This window comes from Pseudomonas sp. TH07, from assembly GCF_016651285.1.
GTDB lineage: Bacteria > Pseudomonadota > Gammaproteobacteria > Pseudomonadales > Pseudomonadaceae > Aquipseudomonas.
On record NZ_JAEKED010000001.1, the window covers coordinates 4,133,074 to 4,156,169 of the forward strand.

General features: G+C 65.7%; 16 protein-coding genes and 2 pseudogenes. 11 read left to right on the forward strand and 7 right to left on the reverse strand.

Features of this window, described 5'->3' with window-relative positions:
* Nucleotides 1-7 precede the first annotated feature (7 nt).
* The 3 genes and pseudogenes from eutC to JFU57_RS33675 all read left to right on the forward strand — a co-directional run.
* Nucleotides 8-832 (forward strand): ethanolamine ammonia-lyase subunit EutC, encoded by an 825-nt coding sequence (gene eutC / locus JFU57_RS19325; protein ID WP_201130453.1) that lies wholly within the window; start codon nucleotides 8-10, stop codon nucleotides 830-832.
* A 450-nt stretch (nucleotides 833-1,282) separates the two neighbouring features.
* Nucleotides 1,283-1,918 (forward strand): annotated as a pseudogene (locus JFU57_RS33670) (PDC sensor domain-containing protein); the annotation flags it as partial.
* 588 nt (nucleotides 1,919-2,506) lie between these two features.
* Nucleotides 2,507-3,040: pseudogene (locus JFU57_RS33675) on the forward strand (methyl-accepting chemotaxis protein); the annotation flags it as partial.
* Between the two features lie 3 nt (nucleotides 3,041-3,043).
* Here JFU57_RS33675 and JFU57_RS19335 read toward each other — a convergent pair.
* Complete coding sequence (locus JFU57_RS19335; protein ID WP_078472743.1) at nucleotides 3,044-3,985, reverse strand: LysR family transcriptional regulator; 942 nt, start codon at nucleotides 3,983-3,985, stop codon at nucleotides 3,044-3,046.
* A gap of 91 nt (nucleotides 3,986-4,076) precedes the next feature.
* Here JFU57_RS19335 and JFU57_RS19340 point away from each other — a divergent pair, with 91 nt between their 5' ends.
* A complete protein-coding gene (locus JFU57_RS19340; RefSeq protein WP_201130455.1) occupies nucleotides 4,077-4,589 on the forward strand; it encodes a GNAT family N-acetyltransferase in 513 nt (170 codons plus the stop codon).
* A 105-nt stretch (nucleotides 4,590-4,694) separates the two neighbouring features.
* Here JFU57_RS19340 and lysA read toward each other — a convergent pair whose 3' ends face one another.
* On the reverse strand, nucleotides 4,695-5,933 hold the full coding sequence (lysA, locus tag JFU57_RS19345; protein WP_078472742.1) for a diaminopimelate decarboxylase: 1,239 nt from the start codon (nucleotides 5,931-5,933) through the stop codon (nucleotides 4,695-4,697).
* Between the two features lie 124 nt (nucleotides 5,934-6,057).
* Between lysA and JFU57_RS19350 the strand changes: the two genes are divergently transcribed.
* Complete coding sequence (locus JFU57_RS19350; protein WP_201130456.1) at nucleotides 6,058-6,990, forward strand: LysR family transcriptional regulator; 933 nt, start codon at nucleotides 6,058-6,060, stop codon at nucleotides 6,988-6,990.
* A gap of 730 nt (nucleotides 6,991-7,720) precedes the next feature.
* On the opposite strand, the gene JFU57_RS19355 is transcribed toward JFU57_RS19350, so the two are convergent.
* Genes JFU57_RS19355 through JFU57_RS19365 form a run of 3 tightly spaced genes read right to left on the reverse strand, consistent with a single transcriptional unit; the run spans nucleotide 7,721 to nucleotide 10,311 of the window.
* Entirely contained in the window at nucleotides 7,721-8,899 is a 1,179-nt protein-coding gene (locus JFU57_RS19355; protein WP_078472669.1) for an acetyl-CoA C-acetyltransferase, read from the reverse strand.
* A gap of 14 nt (nucleotides 8,900-8,913) precedes the next feature.
* Nucleotides 8,914-9,573 carry a CoA transferase subunit B gene (locus JFU57_RS19360; RefSeq protein ID WP_020300219.1) on the reverse strand — a complete coding sequence of 220 codons (660 nt, stop codon included), beginning with the start codon at nucleotides 9,571-9,573 and terminating at the stop codon, nucleotides 8,914-8,916.
* Between the two features lie 39 nt (nucleotides 9,574-9,612).
* The gene (locus tag JFU57_RS19365) at nucleotides 9,613-10,311 is read right to left on the reverse strand and encodes a CoA transferase subunit A (protein WP_020300220.1); all 699 of its coding nucleotides are present in this window, start codon (nucleotides 10,309-10,311) and stop codon (nucleotides 9,613-9,615) included.
* 228 nt (nucleotides 10,312-10,539) lie between these two features.
* Between JFU57_RS19365 and JFU57_RS19370 the strand changes: the two genes are divergently transcribed.
* Nucleotides 10,540-11,445 (forward strand): LysR family transcriptional regulator, encoded by a 906-nt coding sequence (locus JFU57_RS19370; RefSeq protein ID WP_078472668.1) that lies wholly within the window; start codon nucleotides 10,540-10,542, stop codon nucleotides 11,443-11,445.
* A gap of 19 nt (nucleotides 11,446-11,464) precedes the next feature.
* Here JFU57_RS19370 and JFU57_RS19375 read toward each other — a convergent pair whose 3' ends face one another.
* Nucleotides 11,465-12,304, reverse strand: a complete 840-nt coding sequence (locus JFU57_RS19375; protein WP_201130457.1) for an NAD-dependent protein deacetylase — start codon at nucleotides 12,302-12,304, stop codon at nucleotides 11,465-11,467.
* Between the two features lie 130 nt (nucleotides 12,305-12,434).
* On the reverse strand, nucleotides 12,435-13,400 hold the full coding sequence (locus tag JFU57_RS19380; protein ID WP_201130458.1) for a helix-turn-helix domain-containing protein: 966 nt from the start codon (nucleotides 13,398-13,400) through the stop codon (nucleotides 12,435-12,437).
* Between the two features lie 160 nt (nucleotides 13,401-13,560).
* On the opposite strand from JFU57_RS19380, the gene JFU57_RS19385 reads away from it, so the two are divergent.
* The 5 genes from JFU57_RS19385 to JFU57_RS19405 all read left to right on the forward strand — a co-directional run bounded on the left by JFU57_RS19385 (nucleotide 13,561) and on the right by JFU57_RS19405 (nucleotide 23,025).
* The gene (locus JFU57_RS19385) at nucleotides 13,561-15,552 is read left to right on the forward strand and encodes a TonB-dependent receptor (protein WP_201130459.1); all 1,992 of its coding nucleotides are present in this window, start codon (nucleotides 13,561-13,563) and stop codon (nucleotides 15,550-15,552) included.
* A gap of 10 nt (nucleotides 15,553-15,562) precedes the next feature.
* The gene (locus tag JFU57_RS19390; RefSeq protein WP_201130460.1) at nucleotides 15,563-16,603 is read left to right on the forward strand and encodes a methyltransferase; all 1,041 of its coding nucleotides are present in this window, start codon (nucleotides 15,563-15,565) and stop codon (nucleotides 16,601-16,603) included.
* Nucleotides 16,600-17,871: an MFS transporter gene (locus JFU57_RS19395; protein ID WP_201130461.1), complete on the forward strand. Its 1,272-nt coding sequence runs from the start codon at nucleotides 16,600-16,602 to the stop codon at nucleotides 17,869-17,871. Before JFU57_RS19390 ends, JFU57_RS19395 begins: the two co-directional genes overlap by 4 nt.
* 205 nt (nucleotides 17,872-18,076) lie before the next feature.
* A complete protein-coding gene (locus tag JFU57_RS19400) occupies nucleotides 18,077-20,491 on the forward strand; it encodes a decarboxylase (RefSeq protein WP_201130462.1) in 2,415 nt (804 codons plus the stop codon).
* A 23-nt stretch (nucleotides 20,492-20,514) separates the two neighbouring features.
* A complete protein-coding gene (locus JFU57_RS19405; RefSeq protein ID WP_201130463.1) occupies nucleotides 20,515-23,025 on the forward strand; it encodes an aminotransferase class III-fold pyridoxal phosphate-dependent enzyme in 2,511 nt (836 codons plus the stop codon).
* The last annotated feature ends 71 nt before the right edge of the window (nucleotides 23,026-23,096 follow it).

Sequence of the window (23,096 nt, forward strand, 5' to 3'; positions counted from 1 at the left end):
AGCGGCCATGAGTGCCCGCGATACCTCACCGGCCCACGGCAGCGCCTGGCGTCAATTGCGCGGCCTGACCTCGGCGCGCATTGCCCTGGGCCATGCCGGCACCAGCCTGCCCACCGGGGCCCAGCTGGATTTCCAGTTCGCCCACGCCCAGGCCCGGGACGCGGTGCACCTGCCGTTCGAGCCCGGGGTCCTGGCCGAGCGCCTGGCGGCCCGCCAGCGCGAGACCCTGAGTGTGCATAGCTCGGCGCCCGACCGGCATATCTACCTGCAACGGCCGGACCTCGGGCGGCGCCTGTCCACGGCGTCGGCCGGGCAACTGCGCGAATGGGGACAGGCCCATCCCCAGGGGTTCGATCTGGCGCTGGTGGTGGCCGATGGCTTGTCCTCACTGGCGGTGCAGCGCCACAGCCTGCCCATGCTGGAACGCATCGATGAACTGGCCGCCGCCGAAGGCTGGAGCCTGGCGCCGGTGGTGCTGGTGCAGCAGGGGCGGGTGGCGGTGGCCGATGAAGTGGCCGAACTGCTGGGGGCGCGGATGGTGGTGATCCTGATCGGCGAACGCCCCGGCCTCAGCTCGCCGGACAGCCTGGGCCTGTATTTCACCTTCGCCCCGCGCGTGGGCCTGAACGACGCCGCGCGCAACTGCATTTCCAATGTGCGCCTGGAGGGCATGAGCTACGCCATGGCCGCCTACAAACTGCTGTACCTGATGCGCGAGGCCTGGCGCCGGCAGTTGTCCGGGGTCAACCTCAAGGACGAGGCGCCGGTACGCAGCCTGGACACGGCGGACCAGGGCCGGGGCAATTTCCTGCTGGGGGCGCCGATGCCCTGAACGGTAATGCCTTTGACTTTGATTGATGTCAATGTGACATTGTTTGTGGCGTGTCAGAGGCGCTTTTTTTCATTCGCACCTCCCGGCTTTGGCCAGGGGCTGCGCCTGCCGCTTCCAGTGCCGCGACCTGGGCCCCACGCCCGGCTGCCACGCGGCCGACATCGATCCAGAGCCTTTTACCCGGAGTTCACCATGGCCTTGCTACCCGTTCGTCTGTCTCAGCGTTTGACCTTGGGCAGCCTGATGCTGTTGTTGTGCACGGCCCTGGCGGTCTTTGCGGTGATGACCCTGCGCGGCCAGCCCCGGGTGGTGGCCGCCAGCTCGGCGCTGATCGAGCAGACCGGCAGCGCCATCGTCCGCCAGCTGGCCTTGCAACTGGCGGGCATCGAAGGCGTGACCGCGAGCATGGCGCACCTGGTGGAAGGGCTGCCCAGGGAGGCGCCGCTGTACATGGGCACCTTGCCCAATGTGATTGACCACCAGGGCGACAAGGCGATTGCCGGCGGCGGGATCTGGCCGGAGCCGGGGGCCTTCAGCGCCGGGGTCGAGCGCCGCAGTTTCTTCTGGGCCCGCAGCGATGCCGGGCAACTGGTGTATTCCGATGACTACAACGCCGCCAGCAGCCCGGCCTATCAGCAGGAGGCCTGGTACAGCAGCGCGCGCAACAGTGCCCTGGGGCGCTGCCTGTGGTCCGAGGCCTATCAGGACCCGGTGACCCACGTGCCGATGACCACTTGCAGTGTGCCGTATCGCCAGGGCGGGGCGTTCGCCGGGGTGGCCACGGTGGATTTGCGCCTGGAAGACCTGGCGCGCTTTCTCAAGGAGCAGGGCGCGGTCACCGGCGGCTACGCCTTTGCTGTGGATCAGGCGGGCAACGTGCTGTATTTCCCCGATGCGCCGCAGAGTGCGAGCGGCATGCTGGGTTTTGATGCGTTGAGCAAACAGCAGCCCTGGTTGCAACCGGTGGCCCAGGTTTTAGCGCAGGCCAAAGGGCGCCCGGGCGAAGTGCGCAGCCTGGACCTGGACGACGACGGGCGCTTGCAGCAGGCCAGTCGGGTCAGCCTGTTTTCCATGCCCGACACCGGCTGGACCATCGGCCTGGTGACGCCGGAAACCCGGGTCACCGGCCTGGCCCGGGCGCTGACCGCCGAGATTCTGTTGTTCCTGTTGCCGCTGCTGGCGTTGCTGCTGTTTCTGGCCTGGCTCGGCGGGCGCAAATTTATCAAGCAACTGGAAGAAACCACCCAGCAGATCGACGCCCTGGGCAGCGGCCAGGCCAGCAGCAGCGCCGAGCTGCATGTAGAGCGGGCGGATGAAATCGGCGCCCTGCGCGGCGCCGTCAACCGCTACGCCGGGCAACTGCGGCAGATGCTCCAGGACATTGCCAGCGAGGCACAGCGCCTGCAGAGCGAAGCCGGGCGCCTGGGGGACCTGAGCAGCACTCTGGCCCGTCGCGCCGAGCAGCAACGCCAGGAAAATACCCAACTGGCCACGGCCATTACCGAGATGTCTTCCAGCGCCCTGGAAGTGGCGCAGAACACCAACAACTGCGCCGACACTGCGCGCCAGTCGCTGGTGGTGGTGCAGGACGGCCAGCAGCGCGTGGCTGCCAACAGCCAGTCGATCCAGCAGCTGTCCACGGAGATGGCTGCGGCGGCCGCCGTCATGCAGCGCCTGGAGCAGGACAGCCAGCAGGTGGGTGCGGTGCTGGACGTGATCAAGGCCATTTCCGAGCAGACCAACCTGCTGGCGCTCAACGCCGCCATCGAGGCCGCCCGGGCCGGTGAGCAGGGCCGCGGTTTTGCGGTGGTGGCCGATGAGGTGCGGACCCTGGCCGGCAGGACCCAGAGTTCGGCCAATGAAATCAGCGGCATGATCGGCACCTTGCAGCAGGCCTCGCGCCAGGCCGTCGAGGCGATCCAGGCCGGCGAGTCGCGCACCCGGCAAGCGGTGGGCGAAGCGGCGGGGGCGGCGGATGCCTTGTCCAGCACGGTCACCAGTTTCGACGACATCTCCCAGCGCGCGCAGCAGATTGCCGTCGCCGCGCAACAGCAGAGCCACGTGACCCAGGAAATCAACGAACTGGCGGTGCGTATCCACGGCATCAGCGAAGACAACGCCCGCGACGCCCAGGCCCTGGATAAAGTCAGCGAGGCGATGCAGGCGCTTTCCGGGCGCCTGTCGAACCTGAGCCAGGGGCAGCGCTAGGGGTCAGCCCGGGTTCGCGGCGCAGCGTTGCGCCGCGAACAGCGTCTTGAGCTGTGCGCTCATCCACTGATGGGCATCGCTGCGGGCATATTTGCTGTGGCTGTAGAGCTTGAGCCGATAGGGCGCAATCTTGAACGGCGGCGGATACAGGGCAATCCCGGCGGCGGCTTGCAGCGCCACGGCGGCCGGGCGCGGGAGGGTCATCAGCCACTCGCTGTCGGCGATGATGAACGGCGCGACCATGACGGCCGGCAGTTGCAATGCCACCTGGCGTTGCAGGCCCATGGCCTGCAACACATGGTCAACCACTCCCAGGGTTTCGCCCCAGGGCGTGATCACCACATGCCGTTCAGCCAGGTACGCCGAAAGCTCGGGAGGCCCCTGGATGCGTGGATGGCGCTGGCTGGCGATCAGCACGTAGTCGTCCTGCAACCAGTCCTCGCTGTGGATGCCGGCCGGCAACGTGTCGCGGTCTTCGCTGTAGCCCAGGGCAAAGTCGATCCGCCCCGAGGCCAGGTCTTCGATGGACACCTTGCGATCGGAATACACCACCCGCAGGCATAACCCCGGCGCACTGCTCTGCAGTTGCCGGATCAGGCCCGGCAGCAGGGCGAAGGCGGTGTAGTCACTGGCGGCGAAGACAAAGGTGCGCTGGCTGGTGGCCGGGTCGAAGGGCTCCCACTCGGCCAATTGGTCACCCAGCAGCTTGAGGCTGGCACCGACCGCCGTGGCCAGTTGATCGGCACGCTGGGTCGGGTGCATGCGATTGCCCTGGCGAATGAACAGCTCATCGTTGAGGGCGTCGCGCAGCCGTCCCAGGGCATGGCTGAACGCCGAGGCGCTGATGGAAAGCTCATTGGCCGCGCGGGTCACGCTGCGGTGGCGGTACAGGGCGTCGAACGCCAGCAGCAGGTTGAGATCGAGACGTCGAAGAATGGAATGCATAGTCTTCACTTTGAGCTGAATAAGTTGCACTACATGCATTCTATGGCGGGCTTTAGCATCGGTGCTCCTGACTTTTTACGGATGCACCCTCTTGGAACTTCAGATCCGAACCGCCCAACCGGCCGATGCCGGGCAAATCCTCGCGCTCATCACCGAACTGGCCGATTACGAACGCGCACGCCACGAAGTTGTCGCCAGCGTCGAGGACATCCAGCGCACGCTGTTTGCCGACGGGGGCGCGGCCAAGGCATTGATGTGCCTGCGCGGTGAGCAGGTGATCGGTTTCGCGGTGTATTTTTTCAGCTATTCAACCTGGCTCGGGCAGCCGGGGTTGTACCTGGAGGACCTGTACATCACGCCTCAACATCGGGGCAGCGGCGCCGGTCGGCAGATGCTCCAGTACCTGGCGCGCGAAGCCTGCGCCCAGGGTTGCGGCAGGTTCGAGTGGAGCGTGCTGGACTGGAACGAGCCGGCCATCGGCTTCTACCAATCCATCGGCGCCCAACCCCAACCCGAGTGGGTGCGCTATCGCATGCAGGGCGAAGTCCTGACGGCATTTGCCGAAGGCCGTACCGTGCCTGCGCAATGCCATTCAGTTAGCTGAAAGCCCACGCTGTTCTCGCGGGCTATCAACTCACCTGAAACCCCACGGCGCCCTCGAGGGCCAGCGTTCGAACGCTGGCCCGAGCCTGGCGGCAGCGGCTACCGGCTACAGGCCGATTTCCAGTTGCAGCAGGTCGGCCAGGGGTTGGCGGCGGCGGATGAGGTGGGTGGTGCCGTTTTCGAACAACACTTCCGGCAGCAGCGGCCGGCTGTTGTAGTTCGACGACATGCTGGCGCCGTAGGCGCCGGTGTCGTGGATCACCAGCAGGTCGCCGACTTCGGCCCGGGGCAGCAGGTGGGGGGTCAGGGCTTCGTCGTCCTGGGTGAAGATATCGCCGGACTCGCACAACGGCCCGCCGACCACTGTGGGTTGCAGCGGACGCTCCAGGGGTTGGCCGTTGCCGTCGAGCAGGGTCATGGCGTGGTAGGCGCCGTACATGGCCGGGCGCATCAGGTCGTTGAAGCCGGTATCGGCCAGCACGAAGTGATGGTTGCCGGCAGTTTTCACCGCACGCACCTCGGCCACCAGGCAGCCCGACTCGGCCAGCAGGAAACGTCCCGGCTCGATTTCCATGCGCACGCCGTGGCCGAGGTAGGCTTCGATCTGCTCGCGGGCCTGGCGCCAGGCGTTGGCGTAGCGCTGCACGTCCACCGGCTCGTCGTCGGCACGGTACGGCGTGGACAGACCGCCGCCAATGGAAAAAGCCTCGATGTCATGGTCCAGGGACTTCACCGCCGCCACCATGGCCGCGCCCACTTGTTCCAGATGGTCGTAATCCACCCCCGAACCAATGTGCATATGTAGCCCCACCAGGTGCAGGCCGTATTGGCGAATCACCGCCAGGGCCTCTCCCATCTGTTCGTGCCAGATCCCGTGTTTGCTGTTCTCGCCGCCGGTGTTGGTCTTGCGGCTATGGCCGTGGCCGAAGCCCGGGTTGATCCGCAGCCACACCCGATGCCCGGGCGAGCGCTGGCCCAATTGGCGCAGCATGTCGATGGAACCGGCGTTGACCTCGATCTTGAGTTCGACCACTCGCTGCAAGGTGGCCTGGTCGAACAGGTCGCAGGTAAAGACGATCCCCGCCGGGTCGCCTGCCGGGCTGAAGCCGGCCAGCAGGGCACGTTCGATTTCCCCCAGGGACACGGCGTCGACCTGGACCCCGGCTTCGCGGATCAGGCGCAGGATGCTCAGGTTGGACGAGGCTTTCTGCGCATAGCGCACCACGTCGAAGGCTTGCAGCTGGGCGATGCGCGCCTTGATCGTCGCGGCGTCGTAGCACCACAGCGGGGTGCCGTACTGGCGGGCGGCGGCGGTCAGTTGCGGGAAAGCGAAAGGGATCGGCATGGGCGGGTTCATCTGCGGCATGAAAGAGAGCTGCATGATGCCGAGCTGTGTGTATTCAATAAAATATCTATTCTTTGTCCATCGATTCAGTTTTGATATGGGTTTTGCTCGACGGAGAACCAGGATGGGCATGTCCCTGCGACACATCGAAGTGTTCCGCGCCATCATGCAGGCCGGCAGTGTCACCGGTGCCGCGCGCCTGCTGTTCACTTCGCAACCCACGGTCAGCCGCGAGCTGGCGCGGCTTGAAGCGCTGTCCGGGCTCAAGTTGTTTGATCGCGAGGGCGGGCGCCTGCTGCCCACGTCCCAGGCGCTGATGCTGCTGGAAGAGGTGGAGCGGGCCTATGTCGGCCTGGAGCGGATCAACAGCGTGGCGCAATCGATCCGCCGTTTCGAACACGGCCAGTTGAGCATCACCTGCCTGCCGCTGTTCTCCCAGACCCTGCTGCCGCGGGTGTTCAAGCATTTCCAGCACCAGCACGCGGGCATCGGCCTGAATATCAGCGCCCAGGAATCGCCGTTGCTGGAAGAGTCCCTGAGCGCCCAGCGCCACGACCTGGGGTTGACCGAAAACCAGCATGTGCCAAGGGGCACCCAGGGCGAGTTGCTGTTTTGCGCTGACATGGTGTGCGTGCTGCCTGACGGTCACCCGTTGCTGGCCAGGCCGCTGCTGCAGATGGAGGATTTTCGCGGTGTCGATTTCATCAACCTGGCCGGCCTGGATATTTACCGCCAGACCCTCGACGAGCGTTTTCGCCAGGGCGCGGTGGACCGTCGGGTGGTGATTGAGACCACCAATGCGGCATCGGTCTGCGCCATGGTGCGCGAGCAATTGGGGGTAGCGATCATCAACCCGCTGACGGCCATGGCCGAAGCTGGCCGGGGTTTGGCGATCCGTCCGTTGCAGTGGTCGATTCCGTACCGGGTGATGCTGATTCGGCCTGATTACCGTCCTTCGTCGAGTTTTGTCGAGGGGTTCTGCCAGTCATTGCGGGAAGAGGCGGTGCGTCTGGATGAGCAGTTGAAGGCGATTGTGCACACCTGCAATCCGCTGTAGGCCCTGTAGCCCTGTAGCCCTGTAGCCGCTGCCGAGCCTGCGAGGCTGCGCTGGCTCTATGCAACAACCCACTTCTACCCGGCGTATCCCAGGGGTTCACAGCACCTGTGGCGAGGGAGCTTGCTCCCGCTCGAGTGCGTAGCGCTCGTTAACCCTGGTGTACATATCCATTTTTGCGGGTGTGGCGGGTAATGGTTCCGCCCTTACGGCGGCTCACTTTTGAGAGGAGCGCAAAAGTAAGCAAAACGCTCTTGCCCCACCACTCGGTGCCTCGCCTAGGCTCGGCATGCCCTCACTGCCTGCGTTCGGCCATCGTGGTTTAACGGGGCGCTGCAGATCAAGATCAAGGGCAAGACGGCGGCCTTCCGGCCGGCCTGGTGCCGCGCTCTGTAGTCGCTGCCGAGGCTGCGAAGCTGCGAGGCTGCGCTGGCCCTACGCAACAACTCATTACTTCCTGGCCTATCGCGCTGCCTATTTTCGCCAGCGGCTCCCTGGGTTTCACACCACCTTGTGGCGAGGGAGCTTGCTCCCGCTCGAGTGCGCAGCGCTCGTAAACCCTGGTGTACATATCCATTGCAGCAGGTGCTGCGGCTTTAAGTTCCGCTCTGACAGCAGCTCATTTTTGAATAGCCGAAATGCCGAGGTCAGTGCAGTCTCGTGGCTCGGCAGCGATTGGATTGTGGCGAGGGGAGAGGGGTGTGGCGAGGGGGAAGCCCCTCGCCAGCGGTGGTTAGCGTTCGATGGCCAGGGCTACGCCTTGGCCGCCGCCGATGCACAGGGTGGCCAGGCCTTTTTTGGCGTCGCGCTTGATCATTTCGTGGAGCAGGGTCACCAGCACTCGGCAGCCCGACGCACCGATCGGGTGGCCGATGGCGATGGCGCCGCCGTTGACGTTGACCTTGCTCGGGTCCCACTCCAGCTCTTTGCCCACGGCCAGGGCCTGGGCGGCGAAGGCTTCGTTGGCTTCGATCAGGTCCAGCTGTTGCAGGGTCCAGCCGGCTTTGTCCAGGCAGCGGCGGGTGGCCGAGACCGGGCCGATGCCCATGATGGCCGGGTCGACACCGGCGTTGGCGTAGGCGGCGATTTTTGCCAATACCGGCAAGCCCAGGGCCTTGGCCTTGGCCGCGCTCATCAGGATGACCGCCGCGGCACCGTCGTTCAGCGACGAAGCGTTGCCGGCGGTCACCGAGCCGTCTTTCTTGAAGGCCGGCTTGAGCTTGGCCAGGGCTTCGGCGGTGGTGCCGGCACGGGGTTGTTCGTCGGTGGCGAAGGCCACCGGGTCGCCCTTGCGCTGGGGAATCAGGATCGGCGTGATCTCATCGACAAAACGCCCGCCCTCGATGGCGGCGATGGCTTTTTGCTGGGAGGCGGCGGCGAAAGCGTCCTGGGCTTCGCGGCTGATGGCGTATTTGTCCACCAGGTTCTCGGCGGTGATGCCCATGTGGTAGTCGTTGAAGGCATCCCACAGGCCGTCGCTGATCATGGTGTCGATCATCTGGCTGTGGCCCATGCGCAGGCCGGTGCGGGCGCCGGGCAGCACGTAGTTGGACAGGCTCATGTTTTCCTGGCCGCCGGCAATGATCACCTCGGCATCGCCGCAGCGAATGGCCTGGGCTGCCAGGTGCAGGGCCTTGAGGCCCGAACCGCAGACTTTGTTCAGGGTCATGGCCGGTACGGCGTGGGGCAGGCCGGCCTTGATCGCGGCCTGGCGCGCCGGGTTCTGGCCAGCGCCGGCGGTGAGCACCTGGCCCATGATCACTTCATCGACCTGGGCCCCGTCGAGGCCGGTCTGGGCCAGCAACTGGCGGATGACGGCGGCGCCCAGGTCCACGGCGCTGATACTGGCCAGCGAGCCCTGGAAACTGCCCACGGCGGTACGGGTGGCGGCAACGATTACGACGTCTTGCATGGAATTGATCCTCCTCAGGCGAACTGCATTTCAGGTACATGGTCCGGCACGATCAGCTTGCCGGCGGTCTTGCTGACGATTTCCTCGACGCTGACCCCGGGCGCGCGTTCCTTGAGGATAAAGGCGCCGTTTTCGATTTCCAGGTAGGCCAGGTCCGTCAGGACGCGTTTGATGCATTTGGCGCCGGTCAGCGGCAGGCTGCAGCGGGCCAGCAGTTTCGACTCGCCGTCCTTGGAGGCGTGGGTCATGGTGACGATGATGTTCTCCGCACCGGCCACCAGGTCCATGGCGCCGCCCATGCCCTTGACCAGTTTGCCGGGGATCATCCACGAGGCGATGTTGCCCTCGACGTCCACTTCAAAGGCACCCAGCACGGTGAGGTCGATATGGCCGCCGCGGATCATCGCAAACGACTCGGCGGAAGAAAAGATCGAGGCGCCGGTGCGGGCGGTGACCGTCTGTTTGCCGGCGTTGATCATGTCGGCGTCGACTTCGGCCTCGGTGGGGAAGGCGCCCATGCCCAGCAGGCCGTTTTCCGATTGCAGCATGACTTCCATGCCTTCGGGGATGTAGTTGGCCACCAGGGTCGGAATGCCGATGCCGAGGTTGACGTAGTAGCCGTCCTGCATTTCGCGGGCGACGCGTTGAGCCATTTGTTCGCGGGTAAGAGCCATGAGGGTTGTCCTTTTATTCTTGAGGCTGGAGGCGTGGGTTCACTTGCGCACGGTGCGCTGTTCGATGCGCTTCTCGAACGTGCCGCAGATGACCCGGTCGACGTAGATGCCAGGGGTGTGGATCTGCGTCGGGTCCAGCTCGCCCGGTTCAACGATCTCTTCGACCTCGACCACGGTGATCTTGCCGGCGGTGGCCGCCAGCGGGTTGAAGTTCTGCGCCGTGTGGCGGTACACCACGTTGCCGAAGTGGTCGGCCTTCCAGCCTTTGACGATGGCGAAATCGCCGGTAATGGACTCTTCCATCAGATAGGGGCGGCCGTTGAATTCACGGGTTTCCTTGCCGTCGGCGACCGGAGTGCCCACCCCTGTGGCGGTGAAGAAGGCCGGAATACCGGCGCCGCCGGCGCGCATTTTTTCCGCCAGGGTGCCTTGGGGGGTGAGCACCACTTCGATTTCGCCGCTGAGCAGCTGCTTCTCGAACAGGGCGTTTTCGCCGACGTAGGAGGCGATGACCTTGCTGATCTGCCGATCTTCAAGCAGCACGCCGAGGCCGAAACCGTCGACCCCGCAGTTATTGGAAACCACCGTCAGGTCGCGGGTGCCGCGACGCTTGATCTCGGCGATCAGGTTTTCCGGAATGCCGCACAGGCCAAAGCCGCCGGCGAGTACGGTCATGCCGTCTTCCAGACCTTCAAGGGCTTCTGCATAAGACGCTACGCGCTTGTCGAAACCTGCCATTGGACCATCCTCTTTTGTTATTTGTCGGCGGCTGGCTAGCCGTATGGGGAAGCAGTGTTGCGCCGCTGGATTGATTTGTTAAGTTGTTTTTTAAGGGTCATTGATTTAAAAAGCAGCACAATAAGCGGCGAGTTGCTCGCGGCAAGCTGCGAGCAACAGCCACTCACATCCCGCTTTTCCCTTGCAGCCTGCAGCTTATAGCTTGCCGCTGCTCCTCTGGAGCTGTCGATGACCGTTAAACAGATTCGGGCTTTTCTGGCTGTTGCCCACAGCCTGAGCTTTGCCCTGGCATGTGAACGTCTGCATTTGTCGCAGTCGGCGTTGAGCTTGACCATCAAGGCCCTGGAAGAGGGCCTGGGTGGGCGGTTGTTCACCCGTAATACGCGCAACGTGGCCCTGACCCCCGAAGGCGAGGCCCTGGTGCCCCTGGCCCGGCGCCTGATCGCCGACTGGGATAACGCCGAGGATGACCTGCGCCAACGCTTCACCCTGCAACGCGGGCGCGTGACCCTGGCGGCGATGCCATCGTTTGCCGGCAACCTGCTGCCGCCGATTCTCAAGGCGTTTCGCGCCCGGTATCCCAAGGTCAATGTCACGGTCAATGACGTGATCAACGAGCAGGTGCTGGAGATGGTCCGCGACCGCCAGGTGGAGTTGGGCGTGGCCTTCGAACCGCAAGACAGCTCGTCCCTGGAGTTCACGCCGCTGTATATCGACCGTTTTATCGCGGTGGTGCCCAGCGATTCCGAGCTGGCCCGGCGCAGCGAGATCGATTGGCAGAGCCTGTTGCAGCAGCCCTTTATCACCTTGCAGCGGCCGTCCACGGTGCGGGTCATGCTTGAAGAGCACCTGCGCGCCCGGGGCATGCCGCTGCCGGTGGAATTTGAAAGCCACCAGTTGGCGACCGTGGGACGCATGGTCGCCAGTGGCCTGGGGGTGAGTGCGGTGCCGGCCTTGTGCGCCGGGCAGATGCGCGAGCTGGGGGCGCACTGCATCACCCTCGGCGACCCGGTGGTGGAGCGGGCGATTGGCATACTGACCAAACCCGGGCACGAGTTGTCGGCGGCGGCCCAGGCACTGTTCGATACCTTGCGCGATGCGCGCCTGGGCGAGGCCATGTTCAACCTCGACTGAGCAGAGCGTCACCAGGCACTCACGCCAGGCGCTCCACCAGCAGCGGCAGCAACACCTCGCAAGGGGTGGCGATCTTCATCTGCAACAGCTCGTCGGCACGGGTCCTGCCGAAGTTGATGGCGATCAGCGGCTTGTGCTGCTCGACGATATTCAGGCACAGGCGATACGCCGAGTAGGCCATCAGCGACGATCCCACCACCAGCAACCCCGCGCTCTGTTGCACTGCCTGCATGGCCTGAGCGGCGGTGGCCGGGGCGACGTTTTCGCCAAAGAACACCACATCCGGCTTCAGCCGTTCGCCGGCGCAATGGGGGCATTGCGGCACCTGGAAGCGCGACTCGAAGGCCGGGTCGAGCAGGGTGTCGCCATCCGGCGCCTGGATGGCATCGACTCCGGCCAGGTAGGGGTTCTGCTGCTCCATCACCTCCTGGATCAGCTGGCGCTCGCTGGTTTGCCCGCAGTCCAGGCACCGCACCCGGTGCAGGCTGCCATGCAGTTCGATGGCCTGGGGGCTGCCGGCCTGGTGGTGCAGGCTGTCGACGTTCTGGGTGATCAGCCCGGCGATCTGCCCACGCTCCTGAAGGGTGGCCAGGGCCGAGTGGGCGGCGTTCGGCCGGGCCTGGCGCACCCGTGGCCAGCCGAGCATGGCGCGGGCCCAGTAGCGGCGGCGGGCTTCGGCCCGGGCGAGGAATTCCTGGTACATCATCGGCTGGCGTCCACGGCGCACACCGTCGTTGTCGCGGTAGTCGGGAATGCCCGAGGGGGTGCTGATGCCAGCACCGGTGAGCACCACAAAGGGTTGCCCGGCCATCACCCGGGCCAGGGAGTCGAGGGCGTTGCGAGTTTGGCTGTCGATCATGCTGGAGGCCCGGGTACGGAGGCGCGCTGAGCGGTACCCAGGAATAAACGCAAACGCGGCGCCAGGCCAGTTTTTTATGCAGCGGCGGCTGATTGCCCTGGCGTTCCGGGCGCCTGCCGCGCCGTTGCGCTCAGCGGCGCTTGCCGAACACCGACTTGGGCGGCTTGCCGAAGAATCGGGTAAAGGCCGCGCTGAAGTTGTTGGGGAACTTGTAGCCCACCTGATACGCCGCCTGCGCCACCTGGCAGCCGCTTTCCAGCAGGGTGTAGGCCTTGCGCATGCGCAGCTCGTGGAGCATGCGATGGGGGGTGGAATTGAAGCGGTGGTGCAGGCCTTCCTTGAGCTTGAACTCGTTGAGCCCGACCGCGGCGCACAGGTAGGGAATGGTCAGCGGCTGGTCCATCTGCTCGATCATGATCTCGCGCACCCGTTCCAGCTTCTCGATATCGGCGGCGGCAAATTGCAGGTTTTCCGGCGTGCTCGGCGGGCTCAGCAGTTTGAGCTGTTCGGACAGCAGGCTGAGGGTGTGGATATGCAGCTCCAGGGTGTCGCTTGCCCCCTGGTTGAGGTAGCGCGTCAGGGCCGTGGCGTGGCAGATGCTGGTGGCCGAGGTCTTGGCGAAGCCCAGCTGGCGCACGTTGCCGTTACCCAGCAATTGCCGGGTGCGCTGCTCGCCAAGGTACTTGCACAGGGTGTGTTCACCGATCAACAGGCGCAGTTGCGAAACCGTGGCCCCTGCCTCGTAGCAGCGCTCGCCGAGGCTCGACTGGAACGAGGTGATGGTGGTGTGGCCGGCGCGGAACACCACGGCTGATCCGTCGGCGCCCTTGTAGCCGGAGTCGCCCTGGATGCCGTAGGTGATCACCAGCATGTGGCGGTTGTGCGGGCTTACGGTTTCTTCGATCAGGTTGCGGGTGGGGCGGTAGCGCGAACGCACCACCATCAGGTCGTCCTCCAGGGAGAAACGTTCGGAATAGCATTCGCCCAGTTCGTGGGGCAACTGATGGCGCATCCAGCCGCAGGCATCGTTGCTGACCAGCCGCGAGTGCGTTGACGCGACTCGATACGACTGGGAAATCCTTTGTAAGGCCGCCACTTTTGCTGTCCTCCCTTGAGTTGGCTCCGGCTCGCATATGGATTGATCCAGAATCCATACGAACACACATGATAAGCATTCGCATTAATGAATAGCATGTTTCCACGGCAACTGCTATCGCCAGGACGAAGCGGGCGCTGATTCATTGATGGGGAGCACGATGAGCAAGCATGTGTTGAAAGCCGGCGGTTATACGCTGTGGGTCGGCTGCTGGCTGGGTGGGGTCGCCAGTGTGGCGGCACAGACCGAGCTGGCGCCGGTTCGGGTCACCGCAAACAAGATCGAGCAGACCCAGGAACAGGTTCCGGCCAGCCTCTCGGTGCTCAACGCCGAAGACTTGCGCAAGGGCGGCATCGACGACCTGGAGCGCCTGGCTCGTGTGACCCCGGGATTCACCTTTCAGCCTTTCGGCCAGTCCGGCACCAACCTGCCGGTGGTGCGCGGCCTGACCTCCAGCCCCACGGCGTTTTCCTCATCGATGCTGATGCTGGTCGATGGTGTGCCGACCCTGATGGGCCAGGGCTTCGACCACAACCTGCTGGGGGTGGAGCAGGTGGAAATCCTGCGCGGCCCGCAGTCCACCCTTTATGGGCGCAACGCCGAGGCCGGGGTGCTGAGTATCCGCACCCGCCAGCCCGGCGCCGAACCCTACGCGCGGATCGAAGCCGGCATCGGCAGCCGCGACCAGCGCACCCTGAGCGCCGACGCCAGCACCGCGCTGGTGCCCGATACCTTGTACGCCGGGGTGTCCGGGCAATGGCTGGAGCAGGACGGTTTTATCGACGACGGTTACCGGGGCGGCCAGGCCGATGACCGCGAGCGCCACAGTGCACGCATGGTGCTGCGCTGGACCCCGAGCCTGAACACCGACGTCAACCTGCGCTACAGCCGCCAGGACTATCGCGACGGTGCTTCGTTATGGGGCGCGGTCAATGCCTCGCGGCGCGAGGTGCGTTCCGGCACCCCTAGCTGGAACCACTCCAGCGGACGCAGCCTGTCCCTGGACGTGCTGCATGAGTTCGACTCAGGGCTCAAGCTGCGCTCGATCACTGCGCGCAACGACTTCTACGACCGGGTCCAGCAAGACACCGACTTCATGCCGGCCGACCTGTTTCACCTGCGTCGCGACTACCACATGAACACCCTGTCCCAGGAGTTTCGCCTGGAAGGCCAGTGGCGCGACAGCCAGTGGCTGTTGGGGGCCTACGCCGATCGCGATGACCACGACCTGTCGTACCAGCAGAAACTGCCCCTGCGCCTGACCCGGACCGATGTGCAACTGGGGGGCAATACCACGGCGTTGTTCGGCCAATGGGTGATGCCCCTGGCCGAGCGCTGGACCCTGACCCTGGGTGCCCGCGCCGAGCAGGACAAGGTGCATATCGACCCGGCCATCGGCAGCCGTCAGAGCGATCAATGGCAACGCCTGACCCCCAAGGCGGCGTTGCAATATGAATGGCAGCCTGATGCCTACCTCTATGGCAGCTACTCCGAGGGCTTTCGCGCCGGCGGCTTCAACGCGTTTTCCAGTGCTGCCAACTACCCGGGCTATGACCCGGAAAAGGTCAAGACCTACGAGGTCGGCGCCAAGGGCTGGATGGACGACAAGCGCCTGCGCTACTCGGCGGCGCTGTACTGGATGGACGTGCGCGACATGCAGGTGCAGCAAATGATCCAGCCGGGGGTGGTGTACATCACCAACGCCGCCTCGGCGCGCTCCACCGGCCTGGACCTGGAAGCCGAATACCTGCTCGCCGACAACTGGCGGCTGGTCAGCGCCGTGGGCCTGAACCGCACCCGCTTCCAGAGCTTTCGCGAGGGCAGCAACGACTACCAGGGCAATCGCAACCCCTACGCCCCGGACCTGACCGGCCACCTCAGCCTGCGCTACGACGCGCCCCAGGGCTGGTGGGCCCAGGGCGGCGTGAGCGCCGTAGGCAAGACCTACCTCGACTCGGCCAACCAATACAGCCGTGGCGGCTACGGCCTGATCGACCTCAACGCCGGGTACGACTTCAGCCACTACGGCATCAGCGCCTATGTAAAAAACGCCGCCGACAAGCGTTACGACGCGGTCGGCTATTTGAACGGCACCGCGCGGGTCTACAGCCCGCCCCGGGAAATCGGCCTGCGTGTGAGCTATGAACTGTGAGCTGCGAATTATGAATGGCGTCAACCTGGCAACCCCGCACCCGCTGCAACCTTATTGGGACCTGACATTGGCCGCCGTGCGCGCCGATGCCCTGCGCATCGCCCTGGAGTGGAAGCTGTTCAACCTGCTGCACCTGCCGGCCTCTGCGCAGTCGATCGCCCGCCAGCTGCAACTGGACCCGGCCAACACCGGTTACTGGCTCGACACGCTGTGGAGCATGGAACTGCTGAACCGCGATGACAGCCAGCCGCCGCAGTACCACAACACCTCGGTGGCCAGCGATTACCTGCGGCCCGAGGCGCCGGACTACTGCGGCGATGCCTGGAGCTTTCGCCTGCGCGGGTTGCGGCATTTTGCCGGGCAGCTTGGGGATCAGGTCCGGGCCGGCCGTCCCAGTGGCCAGGCGCCGGACGTGGCGACCACCATCGACAACTGGACCAGCGCCGCCCGCCTGCAGATCGCCCAGGAGCAGCGCGCGGTCACCGTCGACCTGGCGTTGCGCCTGATGGCGCAGATTCCGGAGTTCCCCGGAGCCCGGCGCATGCTCGACCTGGGCGGTGGCCCGGGGCTGGTGGCGATAGCCCTGGCCCGCGACAACCCGCTGCTGTGTGGCGAGGTGTTCGACTTTGCCCAGACCGTCAGCGTGGCCGCCGATAACATTCGCCTGGCCGGCCTGGAGCAGCGGCTGACGGTGCGTGGCGGCGACCTGGCGAGCGACCCGATCGGCGAGGGCTACGACCTGATCTGGTGTTCCTCGGTGCTGCATTTCGTGCCGGACTTGGCGGCCACCCTGAAAAAAATCCACGCCGCCTTACGCCCCGGCGGGGTGCTGGTCAGTGCCCATGCCGAGATCCCCGAGGACCCGCAACAGGCGCGTCGGGTCATGCCTTACTACCTGTCGATGCAGATGCTCGGGCGCCAACTGACCCCCGCCGGCGGTCTGGTTGAAGCCCTGGAACAGGCCGGCTTCGAGGCCATCGACAGTCATGCCGAAGTGGCGTTTGCCGTGGCCCCGGTAGCGGTCCAGGTGGCGCGCCGGAGCCCGTCATGAGCCCGCTGTCGACTGCTCGCGCCTGGCGCCTGCAACTGATGTTCGGCTGGCTCAACTTCGTGCTCGCGGTGCCCAGCATCTACCTGCTGCTGGGGCTGCCGCTGGTGATGCGCGAGCACGGCTGGTCGGGCACCGATATCGGCCTGTTCCAACTGGCCGGCCTGCCGGCGGTGTTCAAGTTCCTGCTGGCGCTGCCCGTGCAGCGCTATCGCTCGGTGCGCGGCCACTACCGGGCCTGGGCCTGGGTGTTGTGCCTGTTGCTGGCGCTGTTGCTGGTGGTGGTCAGCCAGCAGGCGATCAATACCCATCGCCTGTACCTGTTCGGCCTGGCGTTCGTGGCCGGGGTCCTGGCGACCTGGGCCGATATTCCGGTGAACGCCCTGGCGATCAAGTTGCTGCCCCAGGCGCAGCAGATCCGTGCCGGTGGCATCCGTTCGGCGGCGCTGTTCCTGGGGGCCATTGTCGGCGCCGGGGTGATGCTGCTGGTGCAGAACCGCTGGGGATGGCAGGCGCCGTTCCTGTTGATGGCCGGCGGTCTGCTGCTGGCGCTGCTGCCCCTGGGCCTGCTGCGCGAAAGCGCCAGCGACGCCGATCAGCCGCAGCCGGTGCGGCCCTCGCTGACGGACTGGTCGGGTTACTTCAGCCAGCCGGGGGCCCGGCTCTGGACCTGGGTCCTGCTCAGCAGCTTTCCCTTTGTCGGCGCCGCCTGGCTGTACCTCAAGCCGCTGCTGCTCGACCAGGGCATGCCGGTGCAGCAGGTGGCGTGGGTCGCCGGGATCGGCGGCGGCGTGGTCGGGGCCCTGGCCAGCCTGCTGGGCGGGCGCCTGGTGCGGCGCCTGGGCCCGGGCCGGGCGATCCCCTGGTTCATGGTCTTCGCCCTGGGCGCGTTGCTGGTCCTGACCGCCGCGCTTGGCCTCCAGGCCTCGTTGCCGTGGCTGGTGTTCGCCGCGTTTTTGCTGGCCTGCGCCATGGGCGCAGTGTCGACCCTGGTCTTCGGCTTGATGATGTTTTTCTCGCGTCAGAACCGCCAGGCCGCCGACTACGGCCTGCAGGCCAGCCTGTTTGTGCTGACCCGGCTGCTGGTGCCGATCGGTGCCGGGGTCTTGCTCGACCGCAGCGGCGCGCTGGGCATGCTCGCCGGCCTGTCGCTGGCGATGGTCGGCGTATGCGGCCTGGCACTGGCCGCACGGCATTCGATTACCCAGGCCACGGCCGGGGTGTATGGGCAACCCGACAAGGCAGTCGGCGCCCCACCGGGTTCCGGCTGACGGGGCTTGAGCCACCCCCGTCAGCCACTCGGAACCTGTTGACGATTTAGCGAGTGACGCTCAGGCAAGGCAAAAATGGCTGAGGAAGCGGAGTTTAGGCCGCTAAATGAGCATTTTCGAAGCCATTTTCAACGCCGCATGGGCTAAGCGCAGCAACTCGTGGACAGGTTCTCAAGCGTAAGTTCGACTTAATAGGGATGAGTCCATGAAGGCTACTTTAGGTATCTGTCTGATTACCCAGGCTCAGCCTCTGATCGAAGACGTGGCATTTGTCATCGAGCAGTTGCAGGCCGGCTTGCAGCCACCGGCCAACGCCGCGGATTGGCCGCTGGCCAGTGCCGATTGCGAAGCCATGCACCGTGCCCTCGGGCCCCGTCCCCACAGTGAGGCGGTGCTGGAAACCCTGATGGTCCAGGCCCGGCGCTATCTGCAAGGCAACCCGGCGAACAGCGCGGCCTTGCCCGATCTGTGGCTGCTGACCTTCGACTCGCCACGGGCGGCACAAGAGCACTTGCGCTGCCAGAATCCGCCGCTGTCCAACGAGCTGTTCATTCTCGACCTCGGGCACCAGGCCGAGGCCGGTGCCGAGGACCCCTTCGACGAGCTGATCGAAGCCGCGCCCGAATCGCGCCTGTCACCCCATTCGGCGCTGTTGTATTGCGCCTTGCCGGCGCTGCCGGGGTGGATGAACCGCATTGGCGGCAACCGTCATCTGCGGGTGGCGGGGGAGGACCGTGCAGCGCGCCGCGCCGACCTGCTGCGGATCGTCCTCGATCACCTGGAGCACGCCCACTTCAACCGGCTGCTGGCGCGCTCCATCAGCGGCCCCTTGCTCTCGGTCAGCCTGGCCACTGAGGTCACGCGCTTTATGCGCAGTCGCTGGCAGGAGCGCTGGGACTTTCATTCCTACACCGGCTCCATGGTTGCCGGGCTGATCCAGTCGATGCAGGACAACGTCGCCGGCAGCGGCATCCGTTGCCTGGGCGGGTGCAACGAACACAGCCTGGCCGTGAGTGCCATGGCCGGCTGGCAGCTGTTTGGCCGGGCCTATGTGATCACCGTGACCTCGGGGATGATCGACGAGTTTCGCGGCACCCTGGCCAACCTCAAGCGCCTGGGCGCGCCGGGCCTGATCATCTGCGCCGACAGCCCGGACAGCGTGTGGTACGCGTTCCAGGGTACCCAGGACGTGGACAACGACGGGCGCCGGGTGATCGAGGCGCGGGGCCTGCGCCAGGTGTTTATCCGCAAGGTCGAGGAGATCGGCGCCCGCCTGGAAGAAGCCTTCGCCATGCTCGCCGAGCGGGCCGAGCCGGTGTTTATCCTGGCCACCCAGGGGGTGCTCGAATCGCGACCCCAGGTGCCGTTGGATGTGCGCCTGCCCGAGCCCGCGGCGCCCCTGGCCCGGGTTCTCGAGCCTGGCCAGCGTGCGGCCCTGGACCAGGCCCTGGACCTGATCAACCACCAGCCGCTGCACCTGCTCTGGCAGTGCGGCAAGCTCAGCGCCGAACAACGCCTGCGCGTGCATGCCCTGGCCGAACGCGGCGCCATCGGCCTGGCCGACAGCATCACCCAGCCCGGCAGCATCGGCCCCTATCACCAGGGCCGGCCGGTGGCCGAGTACCTGGGGCCGCTGTCGCTGTATGGCTTCAGTCGCCGGGTGTATCGCTTCGTGCACACCGAGCACGAACTCAACGGGCCCCAGGAGCACTGCGTGTTTTTCCTCAAGGGCAAGGTCGACCAGGCCTCTACGCCGTTTTCCGAGGGCAAGCTCAAGCGCCAGTTGCGGGTGGTCCAGGTCAACCATGAGCCGCGTCACCTGTCGCCGTTCACCGACCTGGCCCTGGATGTGCCGTTGGATGTGTTCCTCGACCATATCGAGGGCGGCCTGCAGGTCGAGCCACAGATTCTCCAGCTGCGCCGCGACAAGTTGCAGGCCATGGCCCGCAGCAGCGAGAGCGTGGCGGCCGACCACATCGAAACCCTGCCGATGACCTCCAACTACTTCTTCCAGCGCCTGGGGCAACTGGTGCGCGAGCTGATCGAGCAGCAGGGCTATCGCTACACCGGGGTCTACGATGTCGGCCGCTGCGGGATCTCCGCGGTACGCAACGTGCCGCGCACCGACCCCGGGTTCTCCGGCTGGTATGGCCGCGCGCTGATGGGCGACGGGTTGATGGCCTTGCCCTATATCGCCATCACCGGCGAGCGCAACGTGCTGGCCTTTGTCGGTGACGGCGCCCGGGCCCTGGTGCCGGACATCGAGACGCGCCTGGCCGAAGGCCTGTCTCGGGACCCGACGGCCAGCTCACGCAACGTCAGCCTGTTCTACCTCACCAACGGCATGCTCTCGCTGATCCAGACCTACCTCGACAAGCGCTATGCCCACAACGGCGCGCAGCAAGTGACCATCACCCACCGGGCGCTCCAGGCCGCGCCGCTGCAGCAGGTTGGTGCCATCAGCGTGCACCGCGAGCGCCTGGTGCGTTTCGACGAAGCAGCCCTGCGCAGCGCCCTGACGCGCCCCGGCCAATTGAATATTTTCGACGTGTTGCTGGCCCATAACTCGGAAGGCGACGGCTTGAGCCTGGTCTCCGAAACCGCCTGGAACCGTCAATGAGTCAGCACCAAGGACAACCCACCATGAAATTCGGTTTTATCGCTCACCCGACCTCCATTGCCCTGCAACGCCAGGTCAAGATCATTGATCTGCTGGACCGCACCCTGGCCGAGCAGGATCGCGGCTATCAGCCTCACCTGTGGCAGCCGCGCAACCTGGTGCCGTTCGCCGATTTCGGGCGCATCGTCAGTGCCACCGGCGCCACCTGCGAAGGCATCCTGCATTACCTGCCACTGACCGCCGAGCAGATGCTCAGCCAGCCGCGCACCATTGCCGGCCGGGTGCTCGAAGGCGTGCACAGCCTGCAACAGCAGGGCGCGCAACTGGTGGGCCTGGGGGGCTTTACCGCGATTGTCGGCAACCGTGGCTTGCAGACCCTGGACCGCAGCGGCGTGGCGGTGACCACCGGCAACTCCCTGACCGCCTATGCCGCCTACAAAAACGTGCTGGAGGCCATGGCGCGCCTGGAAGTGGCGCCGGACGAGGCTGAGGTGGCGGTGGTCGGTTACCCGGGTTCGATTGCCCTGGTGATCGCCAAGCTCCTGGCCCGCGACGGCTGCCGCCTGCGCCTGGTGCACCGGGGCAGCGCCGAGCAGGGACGTGAAAGCCTGGCCTACCTGCCAGCAGAGATGCACGGCCAGGTGCGCCTGACCTCGGACATCGACAGCTGCTACGACGAGCTGCGTTTCTACGTCGCCGCCACCTCCAGTGGCGGGGTCATCGACCCGTACCGCCTGGCCCCGGGCTCGGTGGTGGTGGACGCCGCGCTGCCCCGCGATGTGCTGCCGTACCGGCACGACCGCAAGGACATCCTGATCATCGACGGTGGCCTGGTGTCGGCCAGTGAAGCCCTGCGTTTCGGCACCGAGACCCTGGGTCTGGCACCCAAGAAGTTCCTCAACGGCTGCCTGGCGGAAACCCTGGTGCTGGCCCTGGAAGGCCGAGCCGAAGCGTTCTCCATTGGCCGCGAACTGCCCGAGGAACGGGTCCTGGAAATCGGCCGCCTCGCCGAGCTGCACGGTTTTTCGCCGTCGCCCATGGCCTCCTATGGCGAGCGCCTGCGCGAGGAAGACTTCCAGGCCCTGCGCCGTTTCCATCGCCGCAGCGTGGCGGCCACCCCCATCGATCAGCCGGCGGCCCTGCGCGCCGAAGCCCTGCGTTGCTTTGGCGAGCACATCAACCCGGTGCTGCGCGAGTTCTACCAGTTCAACCATATCGAGCGCGTGTTCACCCATGGCAGCGGTTGCTGGCTGACTGATCTGGACGGCGGGCGCTACCTGGATTTCGTCGCCGGCTACGGCTGTCTGAACACCGGGCACAACCACCCCCGGGTCAACCAGGCGTTGCAGGACTACCTGCAACAGCAGCACCCGACCTTCGTCCAGTACGTCTCGGTGCCGCTGCAGACCAGCCTCCTGGCACAGCGCCTGAGCGAACTGGCGCCGGGCAATCTGGAGCGGGTGTTCTTCAGCAACTCCGGCACCGAGGCGATTGAGGCCGCATTGAAATTGGCCATGGCCGCGATGCAACGGCCGCGGGTGCTGTACTGCGATAACGGCTACCACGGCAAGACCCTGGGTGCGCTGTCGGTGACCGGTCGCGACAAGCACCGCGACCCGTTCAAGCCGCTGCTGTCGCGCTGCGATTCGATCCCCTTCGGCGACCTCGATGCGCTGGAAGTTGCCTTGCGCCAGGGCGATGTCGGGGCCTTTATCCTGGAGCCGATCCAGGGCGAGGGCGGGGTGATCCTGCCGCCGCCAGGCTACCTGAAGCAGGTGCGTGCGCTGTGCGATGCCCACGATTGCCTGATGATTCTCGACGAAATCCAGACCGGCCTCGGCCGCACCGGCAAGCTGTTCGCCTGTGAGTGGGAACAGGTGGTACCGGACATCATGGTGCTCTCCAAATCCTTGTCCGGCGGCGCCGTGCCCATTGGCGCCACGCTGTCCAGCGCCCAGCTCTGGGACCGCGCCTACGGCAGCATCGACACCTTTGCCTTGCACACCTCGACCTTCGGCGGCGGCAACTTCGCCTCGGCCTCGGCCCTGGCCACCCTGGACGTGATCGCCGACCAGGACCTGGCCGGCAATGCCGCCCGGGTCGGCGGCCAGCTCAAGGAGGCCCTGCGCGAGGCGGTCAGCGGCTACCCGTTTATCCGCGAGGTGCGCGGCGTGGGGCTGATGATCGCCATCGAGTTCCAATACAGCTTCGACGGTGGGGTCGAGGCCTTTGTCCGCGAGTTCGCCAGCCGTATCCCGGGCAACGCGGCGGGCACCTACCGCATGCTCTCGGGCAAGGCCAAGCGGCATATCGAGGAAGCCATCAGCGAGGTCGAGAAGAACTTCGAGGAGATGTTCGTGCTGCGCTTTGTCAGCAAGCTGTCCCGCGAGCATGGGGTGCTGACCTTCGTCACCGCCAACAACAACCGGGTGATGCGCATCCAGCCGCCGCTGGTGCTCAACGACGCCGAGGCGCGGCATTTTGTCGAAGCCTTCAGTGCCGTGTGCAAGGACATGTCGACCTTTCTCGCCTGATTAATCGCGCAGGCGGCCGGCCCTCGGAAGAGGGCCGGGCATCGGCCGGAAAGTTGCGCCCGATGTTCGAT

Excerpts from the sequence above, each read along its gene's own strand:
- eutC (WP_201130453.1), top strand. The coding sequence starts at position 8 with ATGAGTGCCCGCGATACCTCACCGGCCCACGGCAGCGCCTGGCGTCAA.
- JFU57_RS19335 (WP_078472743.1), bottom strand. The coding sequence starts at position 3,985 with ATGCATTCCATTCTTCGACGTCTCGATCTCAACCTGCTGCTGGCGTTC.
- lysA (WP_078472742.1), bottom strand. The coding sequence starts at position 5,933 with ATGCCGATCCCTTTCGCTTTCCCGCAACTGACCGCCGCCGCCCGCCAG.
- JFU57_RS19350 (WP_201130456.1), top strand. The coding sequence starts at position 6,058 with ATGGGCATGTCCCTGCGACACATCGAAGTGTTCCGCGCCATCATGCAG.
- JFU57_RS19355 (WP_078472669.1), bottom strand. The coding sequence starts at position 8,899 with ATGCAAGACGTCGTAATCGTTGCCGCCACCCGTACCGCCGTGGGCAGT.
- JFU57_RS19360 (WP_020300219.1), bottom strand. The coding sequence starts at position 9,573 with ATGGCTCTTACCCGCGAACAAATGGCTCAACGCGTCGCCCGCGAAATG.
- JFU57_RS19365 (WP_020300220.1), bottom strand. The coding sequence starts at position 10,311 with ATGGCAGGTTTCGACAAGCGCGTAGCGTCTTATGCAGAAGCCCTTGAA.
- JFU57_RS19370 (WP_078472668.1), top strand. The coding sequence starts at position 10,540 with ATGACCGTTAAACAGATTCGGGCTTTTCTGGCTGTTGCCCACAGCCTG.
- JFU57_RS19375 (WP_201130457.1), bottom strand. The coding sequence starts at position 12,304 with ATGATCGACAGCCAAACTCGCAACGCCCTCGACTCCCTGGCCCGGGTG.
- JFU57_RS19385 (WP_201130459.1), top strand. The coding sequence starts at position 13,561 with ATGAGCAAGCATGTGTTGAAAGCCGGCGGTTATACGCTGTGGGTCGGC.
- JFU57_RS19390 (WP_201130460.1), top strand. The coding sequence starts at position 15,563 with ATGAATGGCGTCAACCTGGCAACCCCGCACCCGCTGCAACCTTATTGG.
- JFU57_RS19395 (WP_201130461.1), top strand. The coding sequence starts at position 16,600 with ATGAGCCCGCTGTCGACTGCTCGCGCCTGGCGCCTGCAACTGATGTTC.
- JFU57_RS19400 (WP_201130462.1), top strand. The coding sequence starts at position 18,077 with ATGAAGGCTACTTTAGGTATCTGTCTGATTACCCAGGCTCAGCCTCTG.
- JFU57_RS19405 (WP_201130463.1), top strand. The coding sequence starts at position 20,515 with ATGAAATTCGGTTTTATCGCTCACCCGACCTCCATTGCCCTGCAACGC.